Genomic DNA, 14,170 nt, shown 5'->3' on the forward strand with positions numbered 1-14,170 from the left:
CGTCAACCGTTCGCGCCGGGTCAGCAGTTGAGAAGTGGGCATTGGCCACGTGGGTGCTCGGGCAAATCGAACCGTCGGCGCTTCACGGCTCGTTGTTTGTCCTGCTGGTCAATGCCTGGGTCGTGGAAGATGCTAGCGGACCCATCTCCGCCCAGCAAACGGTTCCCGGTGAGTTCTTCAAAATTGCTGTCACCCCGCTGGTTAACATCAGTTCACGTCCCCTTCTCCCAATCCCGCGCTGTTCGGTGACTCAAGGCATTGACGGACATCATGATCTACCGAGCGTAAGGCGCCTTGCGTCATTTGCGGCATTGGGGGCTTTCGTGCTGACGGCGCGAGGCCCTGCCGAGGTGGGTGCGGGTGCCGTCGATTCGCTGTCACGGCCTCGGGCCGACGCTCGGCATCCGGCCTCTACCGGCGGAAACTCGGTTTCTGCCGCTGACTCGGCGGGGTGTCGGCGGGTCGGCCGGCCGCCCGGCACGGGTTCGTGCGGGTGGCTCGAACACGCTCCGTGAGCGGCACGTCACTGCGCAATTCTCAAGAAGACATTCGGCGGCGAGTGGCACAGGATGACGGTGGCAGGCGGCGTCCCGGGCTGGGTATCGACGACCTCGCGGCAAGGGCCGTGGAGGGTTCCACAACGGCTCCGACCGCTGCACCGGCAATTCGGGCGTCTGTTCGGAAAGCTTGATCGGAGAATTGTTGAAATTGCTGCCTGTCGAATACTGCCGGTCGCCGAAAAATGGTGCCCGCAGATCCCGGCCGGCACCTGAGGTGCTACCGGACCGTACCGGATCCGACCGGCAAGCTCCCCGACCCGGCCGCCGTGGTCGACCCGGGCGACCTGGCGATCCGTCTATCTGAGGAGGACCGTTGCCATCGCAACCCGTAGGCGTGGTGCGCCGACTGACCCCGGCCCTGGTGGTGCTGGTGCTGGTCAGCGGGCTCTTCCTCGCCGCCCGACTCCCTTCCGCGTCCGCCGCGGACCGCGCCGAGATGGCCTCGCGTTTCCGCTTCACCGAGATGCCGATCGCACTGCCACCCGGTCTGCCGCAGCGTACCGTCCGCGAGGTCAACCCCAAGTACCGGGAGATCCGGTCGTGGATCTCCTCGGTCGGCGCGGCGATCGCGGTCAACGACCTGGACGGTGGCGGCAGGCCCGACGACCTGTGTCTGGTGGACACCCGAAGCGACACCGCCGTGGTCACCCCCGCGCCGAACAGTGCACAGAGCTACCCGCCTTTCGTCCTCGACCCGGCGCCGCTGCCCATGGGGCCGGCGATCGCCCCGATGGGCTGCGTGCCCGGCGACTTCAACGCCGACGGGCGGATGGACCTGCTCGTCTACTACTGGGGACGGACTCCGGTGTTGTTCCTGCACCGGCCGGGCGCCGGCCCGCTCACGCTCGCCACGTTCGCCCCGACCGAGCTGCTGCCCACCAGCCCGGACGCCGCCGGCCGCTACCAGGGCAAGCTGTGGAACACCAACGCCGTTGCGGTGGCCGACTTCGACGGCGACGGCCACCCCGACCTGGGCGTCTTCAACTACTTCCCGGACACCCAGGTGCTCGACCCGCACGGGCTGCCCAACGTGCAGATGAACCACTCCATGTCGCGGGCGCAGAACGCCGGTGGCGCGCACATCATGCGGTGGACCTCGGCAACCGGCGGGGCGAAACCCTCGGTGCACTACGAGGAGCAGCCGGCCATCGCCCCCGAGTTCGCCACCGGCTGGACCCTGGGCGCCGGCTCCGCCGACCTCGACGGTGATCTGCTGCCCGAACTGTACGTGGCGAACGACTTCGGCAACGACCGGTTCTTCCACAACCGCTCCACCCCCGGCCGCATCCGGTTCACCCTGGCGGAGGGCCGCCGCGGCGCCTTCACGCCGAAGTCGCTGGTGCTCGGCCACGACTCGTTCAAGGGGATGGGCATCGACTTCGGCGACCTCGGCGGCACCGGCCGCTTCGACATGTTCGTCAGCAACATCACCGAGTCCTGGGGCCTTGAGGAGAGCAACTTCGTCTGGCGCAACAACGCCTCCGGCCCGCAGGACGCCCGGCGCAAGATGCTCCGCGGCACGGCGCCGTTCGACAACAAGGCCGCCGAGGCGAACCTGGCCTGGGTCGGCTGGGGCTGGGACGCCAAGATGGCCGACTTCGACAACAGCGGCAACCTCGCCGTGGTGCAGACCAGCGGCTTCGTCAAGGGCGACATCAACCGGTTCAACTGGCTCCAGGAACTGGCCATGAGCAACGACCTGATGCTTCAGGAACCCGCCATGTGGCCGAAGGCGGAGCCGGGCGACGACATCGCCGGGGAGAACCACCTCGCGTTCTGGGCCCCGGAGGGCAACGGCCGGTACACCGACCTGAGCAAGGAACTCGGCCTCGCGGTCCGGGTGCCGACCCGCGGCGTGGCGGTGGCCGACACCGACGGCGACGGCGGCCAGGACTTCGCCGTCGCCCGACAGTGGGGGCCGCCCGCCTTCTACCACAACGACAAGCCGGGTCGCGGCAACTTCCTCGGGCTGCGACTGCTCCGCCCGGCCGAGGACGGCACGCCCGGCACCCCCGCGTACGGCGCGCAGGTGAAGATCACCGCCGCCGACGGCGGCACCCGGATCGCCCAGCTCGACGGCGGCGGCGGTCACGCCGGCAAGCGCAGCTTCGAGGTCTTCTTCGGCCTGGGCGCCGCGGGTGACCGGCCGGTCGCGGCGGAGCTGAGCTGGCGCGACCTCGACGGTGCCACGCACAAGCAGACTCTGACACTCGACGCCGGCTGGCACGACGTGCTGCTGACCGGCCAGGCCCAGGAGGTGGCGCCGCGATGACCGACGTGAGGGACCTGAGAACGACCGATCGTGAGCCGGCCGGCGAGCCGGTCGCGCCGAAGCTGTCCGGCCTGGCCCCGCTGCCGGACACCTCGACCGGACGGCCGGCGGTGGAGCGCGTCGGCAGGCGCGACCCGCGCTATCTGGCGCTGCGCAACTTCGCCATCTCGATGAGCATCCTGAACGTGCTCGGCTACACCGTGCTCGGCTTCGAGCAGCCCTGGACCTGGCCCGTCTTCGCGCTCCTGGTCGGCTACACCACCGAGATCGTGGTCGAGCTGGTCTCGGCCTGGGCCGAGCGCCGGCCCACCGCCTTCAGCCAGCACGGCCTCTGGGGCTTCTACACCTTCCTGCTGCCGACGCACATCACCAGCCTCGCGGTCAACATGCTGCTCTACGCCAACGACCGGTTCTGGCCGATCGCCTTCGGCGTGGTCGTCGCGGTCGCGCAGAAGGCCGTGCTCCGGGCGCCCATCAAGGGGCGGATGCGCCACTTCATGAACCCGTCGAACCTCGGCATCACCGTGGTGCTGCTGCTGTTTCCGTGGGTCAACATCGCGCCGCCGTACCACTTCACCGAGTCGGTGCCGGACGTCATCCGGATCGGCCTGCCGGTCGTGATCCTCACCGCCGGGACCGTGCTCAACGGGGTGCTGACGAAGAAGGTCCCGCTGATCCTCGGCTGGCTCGGGTCCTTCGTGATCCAGGCGCTCATCCGGCACTGGGGCTGGGACGTGGCCCTCTGGGCGGCCCTGGTCCCGATGACCGGCGTCGCCTTCATCCTGTTCACCAACTACATGATCACCGACCCGGGCACCACGCCCACGTCGGGCCGGATGCAGTTCATGTTCGGCTCCTCGGTCGGCCTGGTCTACGGGCTGCTGATGCTGTTCAACGTCGTCTACACGTTGTTCTTCGCGGTCTGCATCGTCTGCCTCGTGCGGGGCCTGTTCTGGTGGGGCAAGTGGCTCGGCGAGCGCCGGGCCACCGCGACCGCCGCGCCACCAGCCGTCACCTCCGCCGCCTGACCGCGCCGCGGCCGGGCCCGGACGGATCCCCGTCCGGGCCCGGCCGGCGGAGCGTTCCGTCGCCGCCCCGACCGGCCGCACCACGGCCGGTCGGGGCGGACGTCCTGGACGGGGCGTCGAGTGCGCAACATGGAAGATGCGCCGGCCGTGAATCCGTCGCTAGCTTGGGCCGACATCCGACGGCGCTGAGTGGGGGGGCCGTGGCCACATCGCATGTCGGCTGGGCCCGTCACGGTGCCCGGCGGCCGGCTCGTCGGTGCCCGGGGCGCGTCCGGCACCGGCCCGGTCCCGGCGCGCACGCCGCCGATCAGGACGGTGCCGATCCACGTCAGGCCACCGCCACGACGGGCCCCGCCAGCGGCTCCTGCGCGGCCCGCAGCCGGGCGTCGGTGGCGGCGAGCAGCTCGGTGAGGGTGCGGTCGTGGCGCGGCACGGCGGAATAGAGCGGCTCGAACCGGGCGCCCCGCAGGCGCTTCGCCTGGCGGCCGGTCGGGCCGAGCATGATCCGCCGCAGGCCGTTGGCGTAGGCGTACTCGATCGGCAGGTAGTACGCGGCGTTGAAGTATCCGGCGACGGCCCGGCTGTCGGGCAGCAACAGCCCCGCGCTGTAGAGCAGCAGGTCGCCGTCGCCGATCAGGAGGACCGCGCTGGCGACGGGACGGCCCCCGGCGCTGACCGTCGTCAACAGCAGGCGGTCCCCGAAGTGGTCGAGGAGCCGCTCGTACACCGCCCGTGCCTCCGCCTCGTTCCGGTCGCTCCCGCGCTGGCGGTATCCGGCGACGTTGAGCGACGCGGCGGCCGCGAGGTGGGGGCGGGCCCGCTCGCCGACGTGGACCTCCGCCCGCCCGCCGGCCAGCGCGGCGATCTCGCGGCGCACGTTGCCGCGGCGTCCCTTCGGGAGCGCGGCCAGATAGTCCCGCATGCTGTCGCCCGGCAGGTCCAGGACGGGATAGAGGTCGGTCACGCCGACCGCGAAGTCGTTCGCCGCGAGCGCGTCCAGCAGTGGATCGCCGGCGGGGCAGTGCAGCACGGCCGGCGTCGCGCCCCGCTGGCGGGCATATTCGACGAACGTGGCGACAAGCGTGGACAGCCGATCGGGGTGGGGCGTGGTCGCGGCCACCACGGGCGAGCCGTAACCGGTGGCGGCGCAGACGAGCTGGCGCGGATGGGCCTGCCGGGCCCGCGCGACGAGATCCTCGTCGCCGCCCGCCTCACCGACCAGCCCACCCACGACGTCGACGATGTTCATCCGGGTCGGCGGGCACAGGCTGGCGCGCAGCCAGAGCGCGGGACCGCCGTCGAGGCCGAGGAAGGACACCGGCTCGCTGGTGCCCGCCGCCCACGCCGAACTCTCCCGCGGGTCACGGGCCCGCGCCGGCCACCAGCCGACGGCCGACGCGGGATCGGTGACGTCACGGACGCCCGCGGGCGCCGTGGCGACGGTGACGGCGCGTGCGGCGGCCTCGGCGGCGGCCTCGGCGGCGTCCGCCGTCGGGCCGGTGGCGATGACCCGGCCGGCACGGTCCCACGAGGACACCAGCGGGTCGATCCGGTCACCGGGTGCGCGGGTGATCCGCACGCCGACGACGCCGGGCATCGCCGCGGCCTCGTCCACGCCGTGCACGCCCACGACCACGCCGGGCTCGGCGGTCAGGAACCGGACGCAGGCCGCCCGCGCGGCCCCGGCGGGCCGGGACGGCACCTGGCCGGACAGCACGGTCACGAGGTCGGCGACGATGTTGCCGCCGTAGGCCAGGTCCAGCAGGGGGATGAGTTCGTCGCCGGGCAGCCGGCCGGCGCACTCGACCAGGTGCGGCACGCCACCGACGAGGATCCACTCGCTGTGCAGCGTGCCGCTGCCGAACCCGATGGCCTTCACGAACGTACGCAGGTCGTCGAGGAGCCGGTCGGCGAGCCCGGGCGCGACGGCGGCCGGCAGCACGTGACCCAGCTCGATCGGGTGACGGCCGCCGGCCACCGACTTGGCCGTCAGGTTGGCGAAGACGACCTCGCCCTCGTGGACCAGCGCCTCCACGCTCATCTCGGGCCCGTCCAGGCGGGACTCGACGAGGTAGCGGGGCCGGAACCTGCGGGGGGCCCGCATGGCCGGCTCGTCGGCGCCGATCGTCCGCTGCCAGGCCGCGGCGACGTCGTCGTCGGCGGTGAGCAGCTGCACGCCGACGCTGGCCTGGAGATTGGCCGGTTTGAGCACGTACGACGGGCGACCGAAGGCCCGCACGTCGGCCTCCGAGGTCACCTCCGTCCACGCCGGCTGCGCCAGCCCGGCCTGCTGGGCGGCGTCGCGCAGCAGGATCTTGTCGCGCAGGATCCGGGCCGCGGCGGGGCCGGCGCCGGGCAGGCCGAGCCGATGCGCCAGCTCGGCCGCGGCGACGACGCCGTATTCCTGGCCGGGGAAGACGACCGAGACGTCGTCGGGCAGGTCGAGGCCGGCCATCGCCGCCCGGGCCGCCTCCTCGTCCTGGATCGGGGCCTCGCGGAGCGCGGCGACACAGCCGCGTGCCCGCAGCGCGTCACGCAGCCCACGCGCCGCGATCACGTCCGGGTCGTCGACCACGATCAGGCTGGCCGCGGGCAGCGCCTGGTCGAGGGCGGGCAGCAGGGCCACGCCGCAGCCGACCATGACGGCGGTCCTCTTCATCGCCTGGACTCCTCTATGGTGTGAAACCGTATTAACCTAGCAAAACACTCACATTAGACCATTCTCCATATACCCACAAGGAGCTGTGGATGGGCCGGATCCGCCAGTACCTCCGCGAGTACGTACCGAGCAGTCGCGCCGGAAGGACGCTGGCCGCGGTGGCCGTCGTCGATTCGGTCGGAACCGGCCTCTACCTGGCCGGGTCGATGCTGTACTTCGTCCGCGGCATCGGCCTGTCCGCAACCGGCGTGGGCCAGGGCCTCGCGCTCGCCGGCGTGGTCGGTCTCGCCACCACGGTCCCGCTTGGCCTGATCGGCGACCGCATCGGCGTCAAGCGCATGCTCATGCTGTTGCAGACCTGGCGCGCGCTCATGCTGGTCGCCCTGGCGTTCGCCACCGACCTGACCGGCTTCGTGGTGGCGGCCGTCGGGCTCACCATCGCCGTGCGCTCGGCCACCCCGGCGTCCCAGGCGGTGGTGGCCGCGGTGATGACCGGCCCGGACCGGGTGACGACGATGGCGTTGATGCGGTCGATCCGCAACGTCGGATATTCGCTCGGCGCGTTGCTGACCGTGCCCATCTTCGCGGCCGACACGCTCTGGGCCTACCGCTCGATCCTGCTGACCAACGCCGCCACCTTCCTGGGCGCGGTGGTCCTGCTCGCCACACTGCGGGTGGCCCCCGGCACGGTCGTGCCGGTGAGCGCACGCAAGCAGTACCCGACCGGGCTGTGGGACTGGCGACTGCTGCTCGTGGCCCTGCTCAACGGCGTGTTCTCACTGCACACCGTGATCCTCGCCGTCGGCGTGCCACTGTGGGCGCTCGCCGTGGACGCACCCCTCTGGCTGGTGTCCGTGCTGTTCGTCCTCAACACCGTGCTCGCGGTGCTGCTCCAGGTCGCGACCGCCCGGGGCAGCGACCAGCCCGGCTTCGGCGAACGGGCCCTCATCCGCAGCGCGTACGCGCTGATCCTCTGTTGCGTCCTGTTCGCCGCCGCGCCGCTCGGCGGCGGGTACGTCGTCGTGGTGGCGCTGATCGCCGGCATGGTCGCGCTGACCGGTGGCGAGCTGTGGCACTCGGCCGGCTCCTGGGAGCTGGCCTTCCGCCTGGCGCCGCCGGCCCAGCGCGCCGAGTATCTCGCGGTGTTCAACCTCGGCCCGGCCGTCACCGACATCGCCGGGCCGCTGCTGCTCACCGCGGTGGTGGCCTACCGGTCCCCGGGCTGGTTGGCGCTTGCCGTGCTGCTCGCCGGGATGGGGCTCACGATCAGGGTGATCGTGCGTACCGCGGAGCGCCAGGCCGCCGCCCGGGACGAGACGCCGTCGCCGGACGGCGACGCCCGCGCGTACGCCGAGCCGGCCGGCCAGGCGGGTCAGCCGGTCGGCGGTCGACCGGCCGACCCGGCCGAGCCGGCCGTCTCCGGCCCGGTCGACCACGGTCCCAGCCTCAGCCGCTGAGGCTTCCCCGCCACGGCTGTCCGGTCCGCGGGGCAGCCGTGCGGGGACACCGACGTCGGTCCCGCCGTCCCCCGGCGACGGGCCGGAACCGGCTTGGCGGGGGCCGGACTCCCGTGACACGGTGTGGCAGATGTTTCCCGGACCGACAGGAGCAGTCGTGGACGGACCGCCCAGCCGGATCTCGATCCGGGTCGTGGTGCCCGATCCCGGCCGCTCCGGCGTCGACGTGGAGACGCGGATCCTCGTCGACGACCGGCCGGTCGTCGCGGAGGCCTTCACCGATGGCCCGGCCGCGTCGCCCGAGGACCTGCTCGGCCCGGACGGTCCGCTGCACGCGCACGTCGTTCCGCACGAGGTGCGGTTGGCGGTGGCCGACTGCGCCGAGGGGTGTTGCGGCGCGCTCCACGTGACCGTCGAGCGGCGTGGTGACCGCGTGGTGTGGCGGGACTGGCGCAACCCGGACGATCCCGACGTCGCCCTGCCCACGTTCACGTTCGACGCTGCCGGGTACGACGCCGAGATCATTCGTGCCGGGTCCGACCACACCTGGGAGTGGCACGAGCGGACGGTGGCTCGCCACGTGCGCCGACGTCTGGCCGCCGAGCCGGAGCTGATGACCAGGTGGGACTGCCACCCGATCTGGACGGCGGCTCGGCCGGGCGACCGGGAACGCGTCGACGTGTCGTACCTCCTCTCCGGCGCGAGCGGCGATCCGTTCCTCCAGTTCGTGGCCGTGCTCGGCGTTCCCCCGGGTGACCCGGCGGTGGTCGCCGACGACCTCGTCCGGGCCTGTGCGAGGACGACCCGCGCCGGCAGGACCGGCTGACCGGCGGCAGCGAGCAAGCCGCCCGGCACTTCGATTTCCGGTGGCCTTACCGGACGGGGGACTGAACCGGGTCAGACCGTCCGGTAAGGCGCGTCTGGCGACCGGGGCCGCGGTGCCGCGGCGCGACGACGCCGCGGCACCGCCGTGCGTCAGGCGACGGCGCCGGTGACCGAGGCCCCGGCCTTGGTGATCCGGTACGTGGTCCTCGCGCCGCTCCAGTAGTGGAAGGTGAGGGTGACGGTGCCGTCGTTGACCTCGGCGAAGAACTCCGGCTTCAGGATGATGGTGTTGGCGGTGTAGTCGGGTTGGAAGTTCTCCCAGTACGCCTTGAACGGCGTCCAGTTGGCCGGGCCGGCGGGGCTGCCGTCGGCGTAGGTGGCCTCCATGGTGGCGAGTTGATCGCCGCGGAACTGGGTGGGGACGGCGAAGGACGAGGTCGTCCCGGTGGCGTTCGACTGGGTGGGCGGTGCGGAGCTGATGATGTCGATCCGCCAGGGCGTGCCCTGGGAGAAGCGGGCCTCGATGCTGGAGTTGACGCCGTACGCCCGGTTGCCGACCAGCCGGGTCAGCGCCGCCGGGGTGAGCGTGAGGGTGGTGCCGGCGATCGTGTAGTCGGTGCCGTTGGTCAGCGGGGCGCCGCCCTGCCGGAGGTCGCGGAACGTCAGGCCGTTGAGGTTGAGCGTGAGTGACCTCGCGGTGATCGTGCCGGTACGCGGCACGTACACCTGGTCGGTGGTGGCGGTGCCGGAGCGGGTGCTCCAGCTCGCGCGGAGCATGTCGTACACGCCCTGGTCGCGCCAGCGCAGCTCGGTGCGGTCGAGGAACTGGCCGGCGTCCCACAGCATCGTGGTGAGTTTGCGGGTGCGGGCGTGGTAGCCGACCGCCTCCAGATATTTGAGGAACTCACCTCGCTCGATGATGCCGGGCCGGGTGTGGTCCCAGGCGAGCAGCGCCCACTCGCCGATGACGACCGGGATGCCGCGGGCGACGAACGTGTCGTGGACCCGGTCGAACGTGCCCACCAGGTCCTGCTCGACGTCGGCGTTGTAGCGGGTGCCGCCGGCGATGTTCACGCTGAACGGCCACCAGCCGTAGAAGTGCACGGTCGCGGCGAGGTTGGCGTCGTCGAGTTGGTCGATGCCGTCCGCCAGCGCGTCCAGTCGGGCCTGTTCCCCGCTGGTGTGCAGGGTGGGCAGGACCAGCAGCCGGGTGGCGTTGGTGCCGCCGGTAGCGCGCACGAGGTGGACGAACTCGGCGTTGAGTTCCCGCGTCGCGGTGTCGCCCTGCGCGTCGGTGACGTCGGTGAACTGCGGTTCGTTGATGCTCTCGAAGACCAGCCTCGGGGGGTGGTCGCGAAACGTCGTGGCGATCTGCGACCACAGCGCCCGGTACCGGTTCGTCACGCCGGTCCGGTCGGCGGGATACGTGTTGATCCACTGCCAGGAGTCGTGGTGGAGGTTGATCATCACGTACAGGTCCTCGGCGAGCGCCCAGTCGACGATCTGGCGTACGCGGTTCAGCCACACCGCGTCGAGGGTGTAGTCCGGCGCCGCGCCGTGGTGGTTGCTCCACGTGATCGGTAGCCGGATGCTGCGGTATCCCTGCGACCGGACGAGCCGCAGCAGCGCCTGGGTGGTGAGCGGGTTGCCCCAGGCGGTCTCGTCCGGGATGGCGTCGAGCGTGTTGCCGAGGTTCCAGCCGGGTTGCATCGCGGCCACCGTGGCCATCGGGTCGCCGGTCGGCGCGGGGGTGGTCGGTGGCGTCGACGGGGACGTCGTGGGTGTCGGGGTCGACGGCGGGGTGGACGAGGGGCTTCCGGTCGGCGACGGCGTGCCGCCGGTGTCACCGGTGCAGGCCACCCCGTTGAGGGTGAAGCCGGCCGGCGCGGTGTTGGCGCCCGACCACGACCCGTTGAACCCGAACGACACGGTGGCGTTGGTGCCGATGGCGGCGTTCCAGGCGGCGTTGGTCGCGGTGACCTGGCCGCCCGACGAGGTGGTCGTGGCGTTCCACGCCTGGGTCACCCGCTGCCCGGACGGGAACGTCCACGTCAGCCGCCAGCCGTCGACCGGGTCGCCGAGGTTGGTGACCTCCACCGCCGCGGTGAACCCGCCCGGCCACTGCGACGGCACCGTGTACGCCACCCGGCAGCCGGCGGCGGCCTGGGCGCCCACGGCCACCATCATCGACGCCACCAGCAGCGCCGCCACGCCGCCGGCGAGCAGACCGAGGCGGAGGCGGACTCTTCGTATGCTCTGCAGACTCATCGGGCTCTCTCCTGTGGTCGGAAATCGTTCGGTGCGGGGGCGTCCGGCCGGTGCCGGCCGAGCGAGGGCGCGGAGACCTCGGGCTCGTGACGAGCGGCTGAGCGCGCGCGACGGCGGGTGGGGCCCGTGCGGGCACCCCGACGGTCGCGGCGGGTGGGTTCTCGCGGACGCTGCCCTGTGCCTCCGCGGGCTGCTGCACGGCTCCCGCAGCGATGGAAACTTTCCAATCCGTAGGGAAAGTTTCGAGCGGGACGTTACGCCTGCCGTCGACATGCGTCAATGGACTGCGGCGCTGCCCGACGCTCCGCGGGCGCGGTCGGTCCCGCTGGTGGGGAAGCCGTGCGGGTCGATGCCGGGCCGGAAGGTTTCGCGGCCGGGGCGCGACGATGAACGTCGATGCGGCTATCCTTGCGGCGCGGACCGGCCGGTGCCGGCGGGGAGGGGTCAGGTTGTCACACGCCGAGTCGGACGAGGCGCTCGCCGGGCGGGACGACGCCCCCGGCGCTCCGGGCCGGCCCGTGACGATCTCCTACATCGCCGAGACCGCCGGGGTCTCGATCCCGACCGTGTCGAAGGTCATCAACGGCCGCTCCGGCGTGGCCTCGGAGACGCGGGCCCGCGTCGAGGCGATGATCAGCCGCTTCGGTTACCGCAGGCCGCCCTCGTCCACCCGCAGCAACCTGGTGGAACTCGTCTTCGACAAGTTGGAGCACATGTGGGGCGTCGAGGTCATCCGCGGCGTCGAGCAGGCCGCCCGGGAGCACCGGGTGGGCGTCGTGCTGACCGAGTTCGGTCCGGAGTGCAGCGCCGTCCGCTACTGGATCGACGACACGCTCGCCCGCCGTCCCGACTGCGTCATCTCGGTCGCGCAGTTGTCGGGCGAGCAACGCGACCAGTTGCGCGCCCGCGGCATCCCCTTCGTGGTCTTCGATCCCACCGGCGAGCTGCCCGACGGCATCCCCTTCGTCGGGGCGACCAACTGGGCCGGCGGCCGGTCGGCCACCCGGCACCTGATCGCGTTGGGACACCGCCGGATCGCGATGATCGTCGGACGGGACCGGATCCTGTGCTGCCGCGCCCGGCTCGACGGCTACCGCGCCGCGATGGAGGCGGCCGAACTGCCGGTCGACGCCGACCTGGTGAAACGGGCCGACCTGACCGCCGAGGGCGGCCGGGACGCCGCGCTGCGCCTGCTCGGACGCGCCGACCGCCCGACCGCGATCTTCGCCAGCAACGACCTGCAGGCGGTCGGGGTCTATCACGCCGCGCGGGAACTCGGGCTGCGGATCCCGGTCGAGCTGAGCGTGGTGGGCTTCGACGACCTGCCCATCGCCGCCCTGGTGGACCCGCCGCTGACCACCGTCCACCAGCCGCTGGCCCAGATGGCGGTGGCCGCGACCGAGTTGGCGCTCGCGCTCGGGCGCGGCGAGCGGACGCCGAGCACCGGCATCGAACTGGCGACCACCCTCACGCTGCGCGCCAGCACCGCCGCCCCGGGCCCGCCTCTCGTCAGCGGCGGGTGACCTGCCTCGCCCCGGACGTTCGAGCGGCCGGTCGCGACCGCCGCCCCGCGGCTCGGCTCAGGCGGTCGGCGGCTCGTTGTAGCGGTCGGCGACCTCCTGGTCGGACAGTTTCTGGATGGCGGTCATGATCTCGTCGGTGACCACCCGCCGGGCCTGCCCGCCGCTGCCGGTGGTCGGCCGGGTGAAGCGCAGCGGCGGGCCGAACCGCACGGTGATCCGACCGGGTCGGGGCAGCCGGGCGCCGACGGGTTGGATCCGGTCGGTGCCCAGCACCGCGACCGGGACCACCGGGGCGCCGGAGGCCAGCGCGAGCCAGGCGACGCCGGTGCGCCCGCGGTAGAGCCGCCCGTCGCGGGAGCGGCTGCCCTCCGGGTGGATGCCGAACGCGCCCCCGGCGGCGAGGATGTCCAGCGCCACCCGCAGCGACTCCTGGGCCGACCGGTGGCCGCCCCGCCGCACCGGAACGGCGTCGATCCCGGTCAGGCAGGTGCGGGTCAGCCAGCCCTTGAGGCCCGGCTGCCGGAAGTATTCGTCCTTGGCCAGGAAGGCGACCGGGCGCGGCGCCAACAGCGGGATCACCACGCTGTCGAGGAAGGAGAGATGGTTGGCGGCCAGGATCACCGGGCCGTGCCGCGGGACGTTGTTCCGCCCTTCCACGGTCGGTCGGAAGGCGAGCCGGCCCAGCGGCGCCAGCACCAGTCGGGTGCCCGTCTGCATCAGCACGTGGTCCTCCGACCGTCGGCGGGTGATGGTGTCGCGGCAATCCCGAGATGGGCGGCCAGCGCGGCGCGCAGCAGCGGTTCGACGTCGTCGTCGCGCACCATGGTCTGGAGGCTGCCCCACTGCCAGAGCGCGGCGATGCCGTGCAGGTTGGCCCAGAGCGCGCTGGCGACGACCGGCGCCCCCGGGGTGCCGGCCAGGTCGGGCCGGGCCCGCGCGATCAGGTCGACCAGGACGCCAAAGAGCTGTTCGCTGGCGTCGCGCAGCCCGATGCCGTTGCCGCGCAGCAGGTCGTGCCGGAACATCAGCGCGAACATGCCGTGGTTGGTGCGCGCGAACCGGAGGTAGAGCCGGCCCAGGGCGAGCAGTTGGCGCCGCGGATCCGGGTCGGTGTGCTCGACCGTCTCGGCGACCTCCCGGCCGAGCCGCCGGTAGCCCTCCCGCGCGATGGCGGCCAGCAGGGCGAGGTGGGTCGGGAAGTGGCGACGCGGCGCGCCGTGGGAGACGCCGGCCCGGCGGGCGATCTCGCGCAGCGTCAGGGCGTCGGGGCCCTCGCGGTCGAGCAGCTCGACACCGGCGCGCACCAGTCGGGTGCGGAGGCTGTGGTCCGGTTGCGGCATAGACAGTGTCTACCACCGGTCGGTGGACAGTGTCCATGCCCGCCTGCCGACCGTCGACGGCGACCGTCGAGCGCCACCCAACCGCCGAACGCGGGGAATTTTCGACGGCCGCCGGAGCTCGGCGTACCGCCCGCGGATGCGCCGACACCCGCCCCCCGAACCTCGCCGTTCAACTGCTGCGATGGTGCAAGAGCGGCCGATGAATAGGCGCGTGTCATTGGCGTCGCGCTGCCCCGGA

General features: G+C 72.4%; 9 protein-coding genes. 5 read left to right on the forward strand and 4 right to left on the reverse strand.

Annotated elements, in window-relative coordinates:
* The first annotated feature begins 924 nt into the window (after positions 1-924).
* Together AB0H28_RS05900 and AB0H28_RS05905 are read left to right on the forward strand one after the other, a co-directional pair.
* A complete protein-coding gene (locus AB0H28_RS05900; protein ID WP_358035160.1) occupies positions 925-2,832 on the forward strand; it encodes a CRTAC1 family protein in 1,908 nt (635 codons plus the stop codon).
* Positions 2,829-3,860 (forward strand): enediyne biosynthesis protein, encoded by a 1,032-nt coding sequence (locus AB0H28_RS05905; RefSeq protein WP_358034838.1) that lies wholly within the window; start codon positions 2,829-2,831, stop codon positions 3,858-3,860. The genes AB0H28_RS05900 and AB0H28_RS05905 overlap by 4 nt, the downstream gene beginning before the upstream one ends.
* A gap of 328 nt (positions 3,861-4,188) precedes the next feature.
* Here the strand turns inward: AB0H28_RS05905 and AB0H28_RS05910 are convergent, their stop codons facing one another.
* Positions 4,189-6,519, reverse strand: coding sequence for a GNAT family N-acetyltransferase (locus tag AB0H28_RS05910; RefSeq protein WP_358034841.1), 2,331 nt, complete (start codon positions 6,517-6,519; stop codon positions 4,189-4,191).
* 89 nt (positions 6,520-6,608) lie between these two features.
* Between AB0H28_RS05910 and AB0H28_RS05915 the strand changes: the two genes are divergently transcribed.
* On the forward strand, positions 6,609-7,976 hold the full coding sequence (locus AB0H28_RS05915) for an MFS transporter (protein ID WP_358034844.1): 1,368 nt from the start codon (positions 6,609-6,611) through the stop codon (positions 7,974-7,976).
* 157 nt (positions 7,977-8,133) lie between these two features.
* On the forward strand, positions 8,134-8,802 hold the full coding sequence (locus tag AB0H28_RS05920) for a hypothetical protein (RefSeq protein WP_358034847.1): 669 nt from the start codon (positions 8,134-8,136) through the stop codon (positions 8,800-8,802).
* Positions 8,803-8,951: 149 nt separating this feature from the next.
* On the opposite strand, the gene AB0H28_RS05925 is transcribed toward AB0H28_RS05920, so the two are convergent.
* Positions 8,952-11,069 carry a cellulase family glycosylhydrolase gene (locus AB0H28_RS05925; RefSeq protein WP_358034850.1) on the reverse strand — a complete coding sequence of 706 codons (2,118 nt, stop codon included), beginning with the start codon at positions 11,067-11,069 and terminating at the stop codon, positions 8,952-8,954.
* Between the two features lie 449 nt (positions 11,070-11,518).
* Between AB0H28_RS05925 and AB0H28_RS05930 the strand changes: the two genes are divergently transcribed.
* On the forward strand, positions 11,519-12,592 hold the full coding sequence (locus AB0H28_RS05930) for a LacI family DNA-binding transcriptional regulator (protein WP_358034852.1): 1,074 nt from the start codon (positions 11,519-11,521) through the stop codon (positions 12,590-12,592).
* A 57-nt stretch (positions 12,593-12,649) separates the two neighbouring features.
* Here AB0H28_RS05930 and AB0H28_RS05935 read toward each other — a convergent pair whose 3' ends face one another.
* Positions 12,650-13,309, reverse strand: coding sequence for a lysophospholipid acyltransferase family protein (locus AB0H28_RS05935; protein ID WP_358035163.1), 660 nt, complete (start codon positions 13,307-13,309; stop codon positions 12,650-12,652).
* Positions 13,309-13,932, reverse strand: coding sequence for a TetR/AcrR family transcriptional regulator (locus AB0H28_RS05940; protein WP_358034855.1), 624 nt, complete (start codon positions 13,930-13,932; stop codon positions 13,309-13,311). Before AB0H28_RS05940 ends, AB0H28_RS05935 begins: the two co-directional genes overlap by 1 nt.
* Between the last annotated feature and the right edge of the window lie 238 nt (positions 13,933-14,170).

The sequence above is a fragment of the Micromonospora sp. NPDC050980 genome (assembly GCF_040653835.1).
Lineage (GTDB): Bacteria > Actinomycetota > Actinomycetes > Mycobacteriales > Micromonosporaceae > Micromonospora.

What these genes read in the sequence shown, in the direction of transcription:
- AB0H28_RS05940 (WP_358034855.1), bottom strand. Translation starts at nt 13,932, where the DNA reads ATGCCGCAACCGGACCACAGCCTCCGCACCCGACTGGTGCGCGCCGGT.
- AB0H28_RS05905 (WP_358034838.1), top strand. Translation starts at nt 2,829, where the DNA reads ATGACCGACGTGAGGGACCTGAGAACGACCGATCGTGAGCCGGCCGGC.
- AB0H28_RS05935 (WP_358035163.1), bottom strand. Translation starts at nt 13,309, where the DNA reads ATGCAGACGGGCACCCGACTGGTGCTGGCGCCGCTGGGCCGGCTCGCC.
- AB0H28_RS05915 (WP_358034844.1), top strand. Translation starts at nt 6,609, where the DNA reads ATGGGCCGGATCCGCCAGTACCTCCGCGAGTACGTACCGAGCAGTCGC.
- AB0H28_RS05910 (WP_358034841.1), bottom strand. Translation starts at nt 6,519, where the DNA reads ATGAAGAGGACCGCCGTCATGGTCGGCTGCGGCGTGGCCCTGCTGCCC.
- AB0H28_RS05925 (WP_358034850.1), bottom strand. Translation starts at nt 11,069, where the DNA reads ATGAGTCTGCAGAGCATACGAAGAGTCCGCCTCCGCCTCGGTCTGCTC.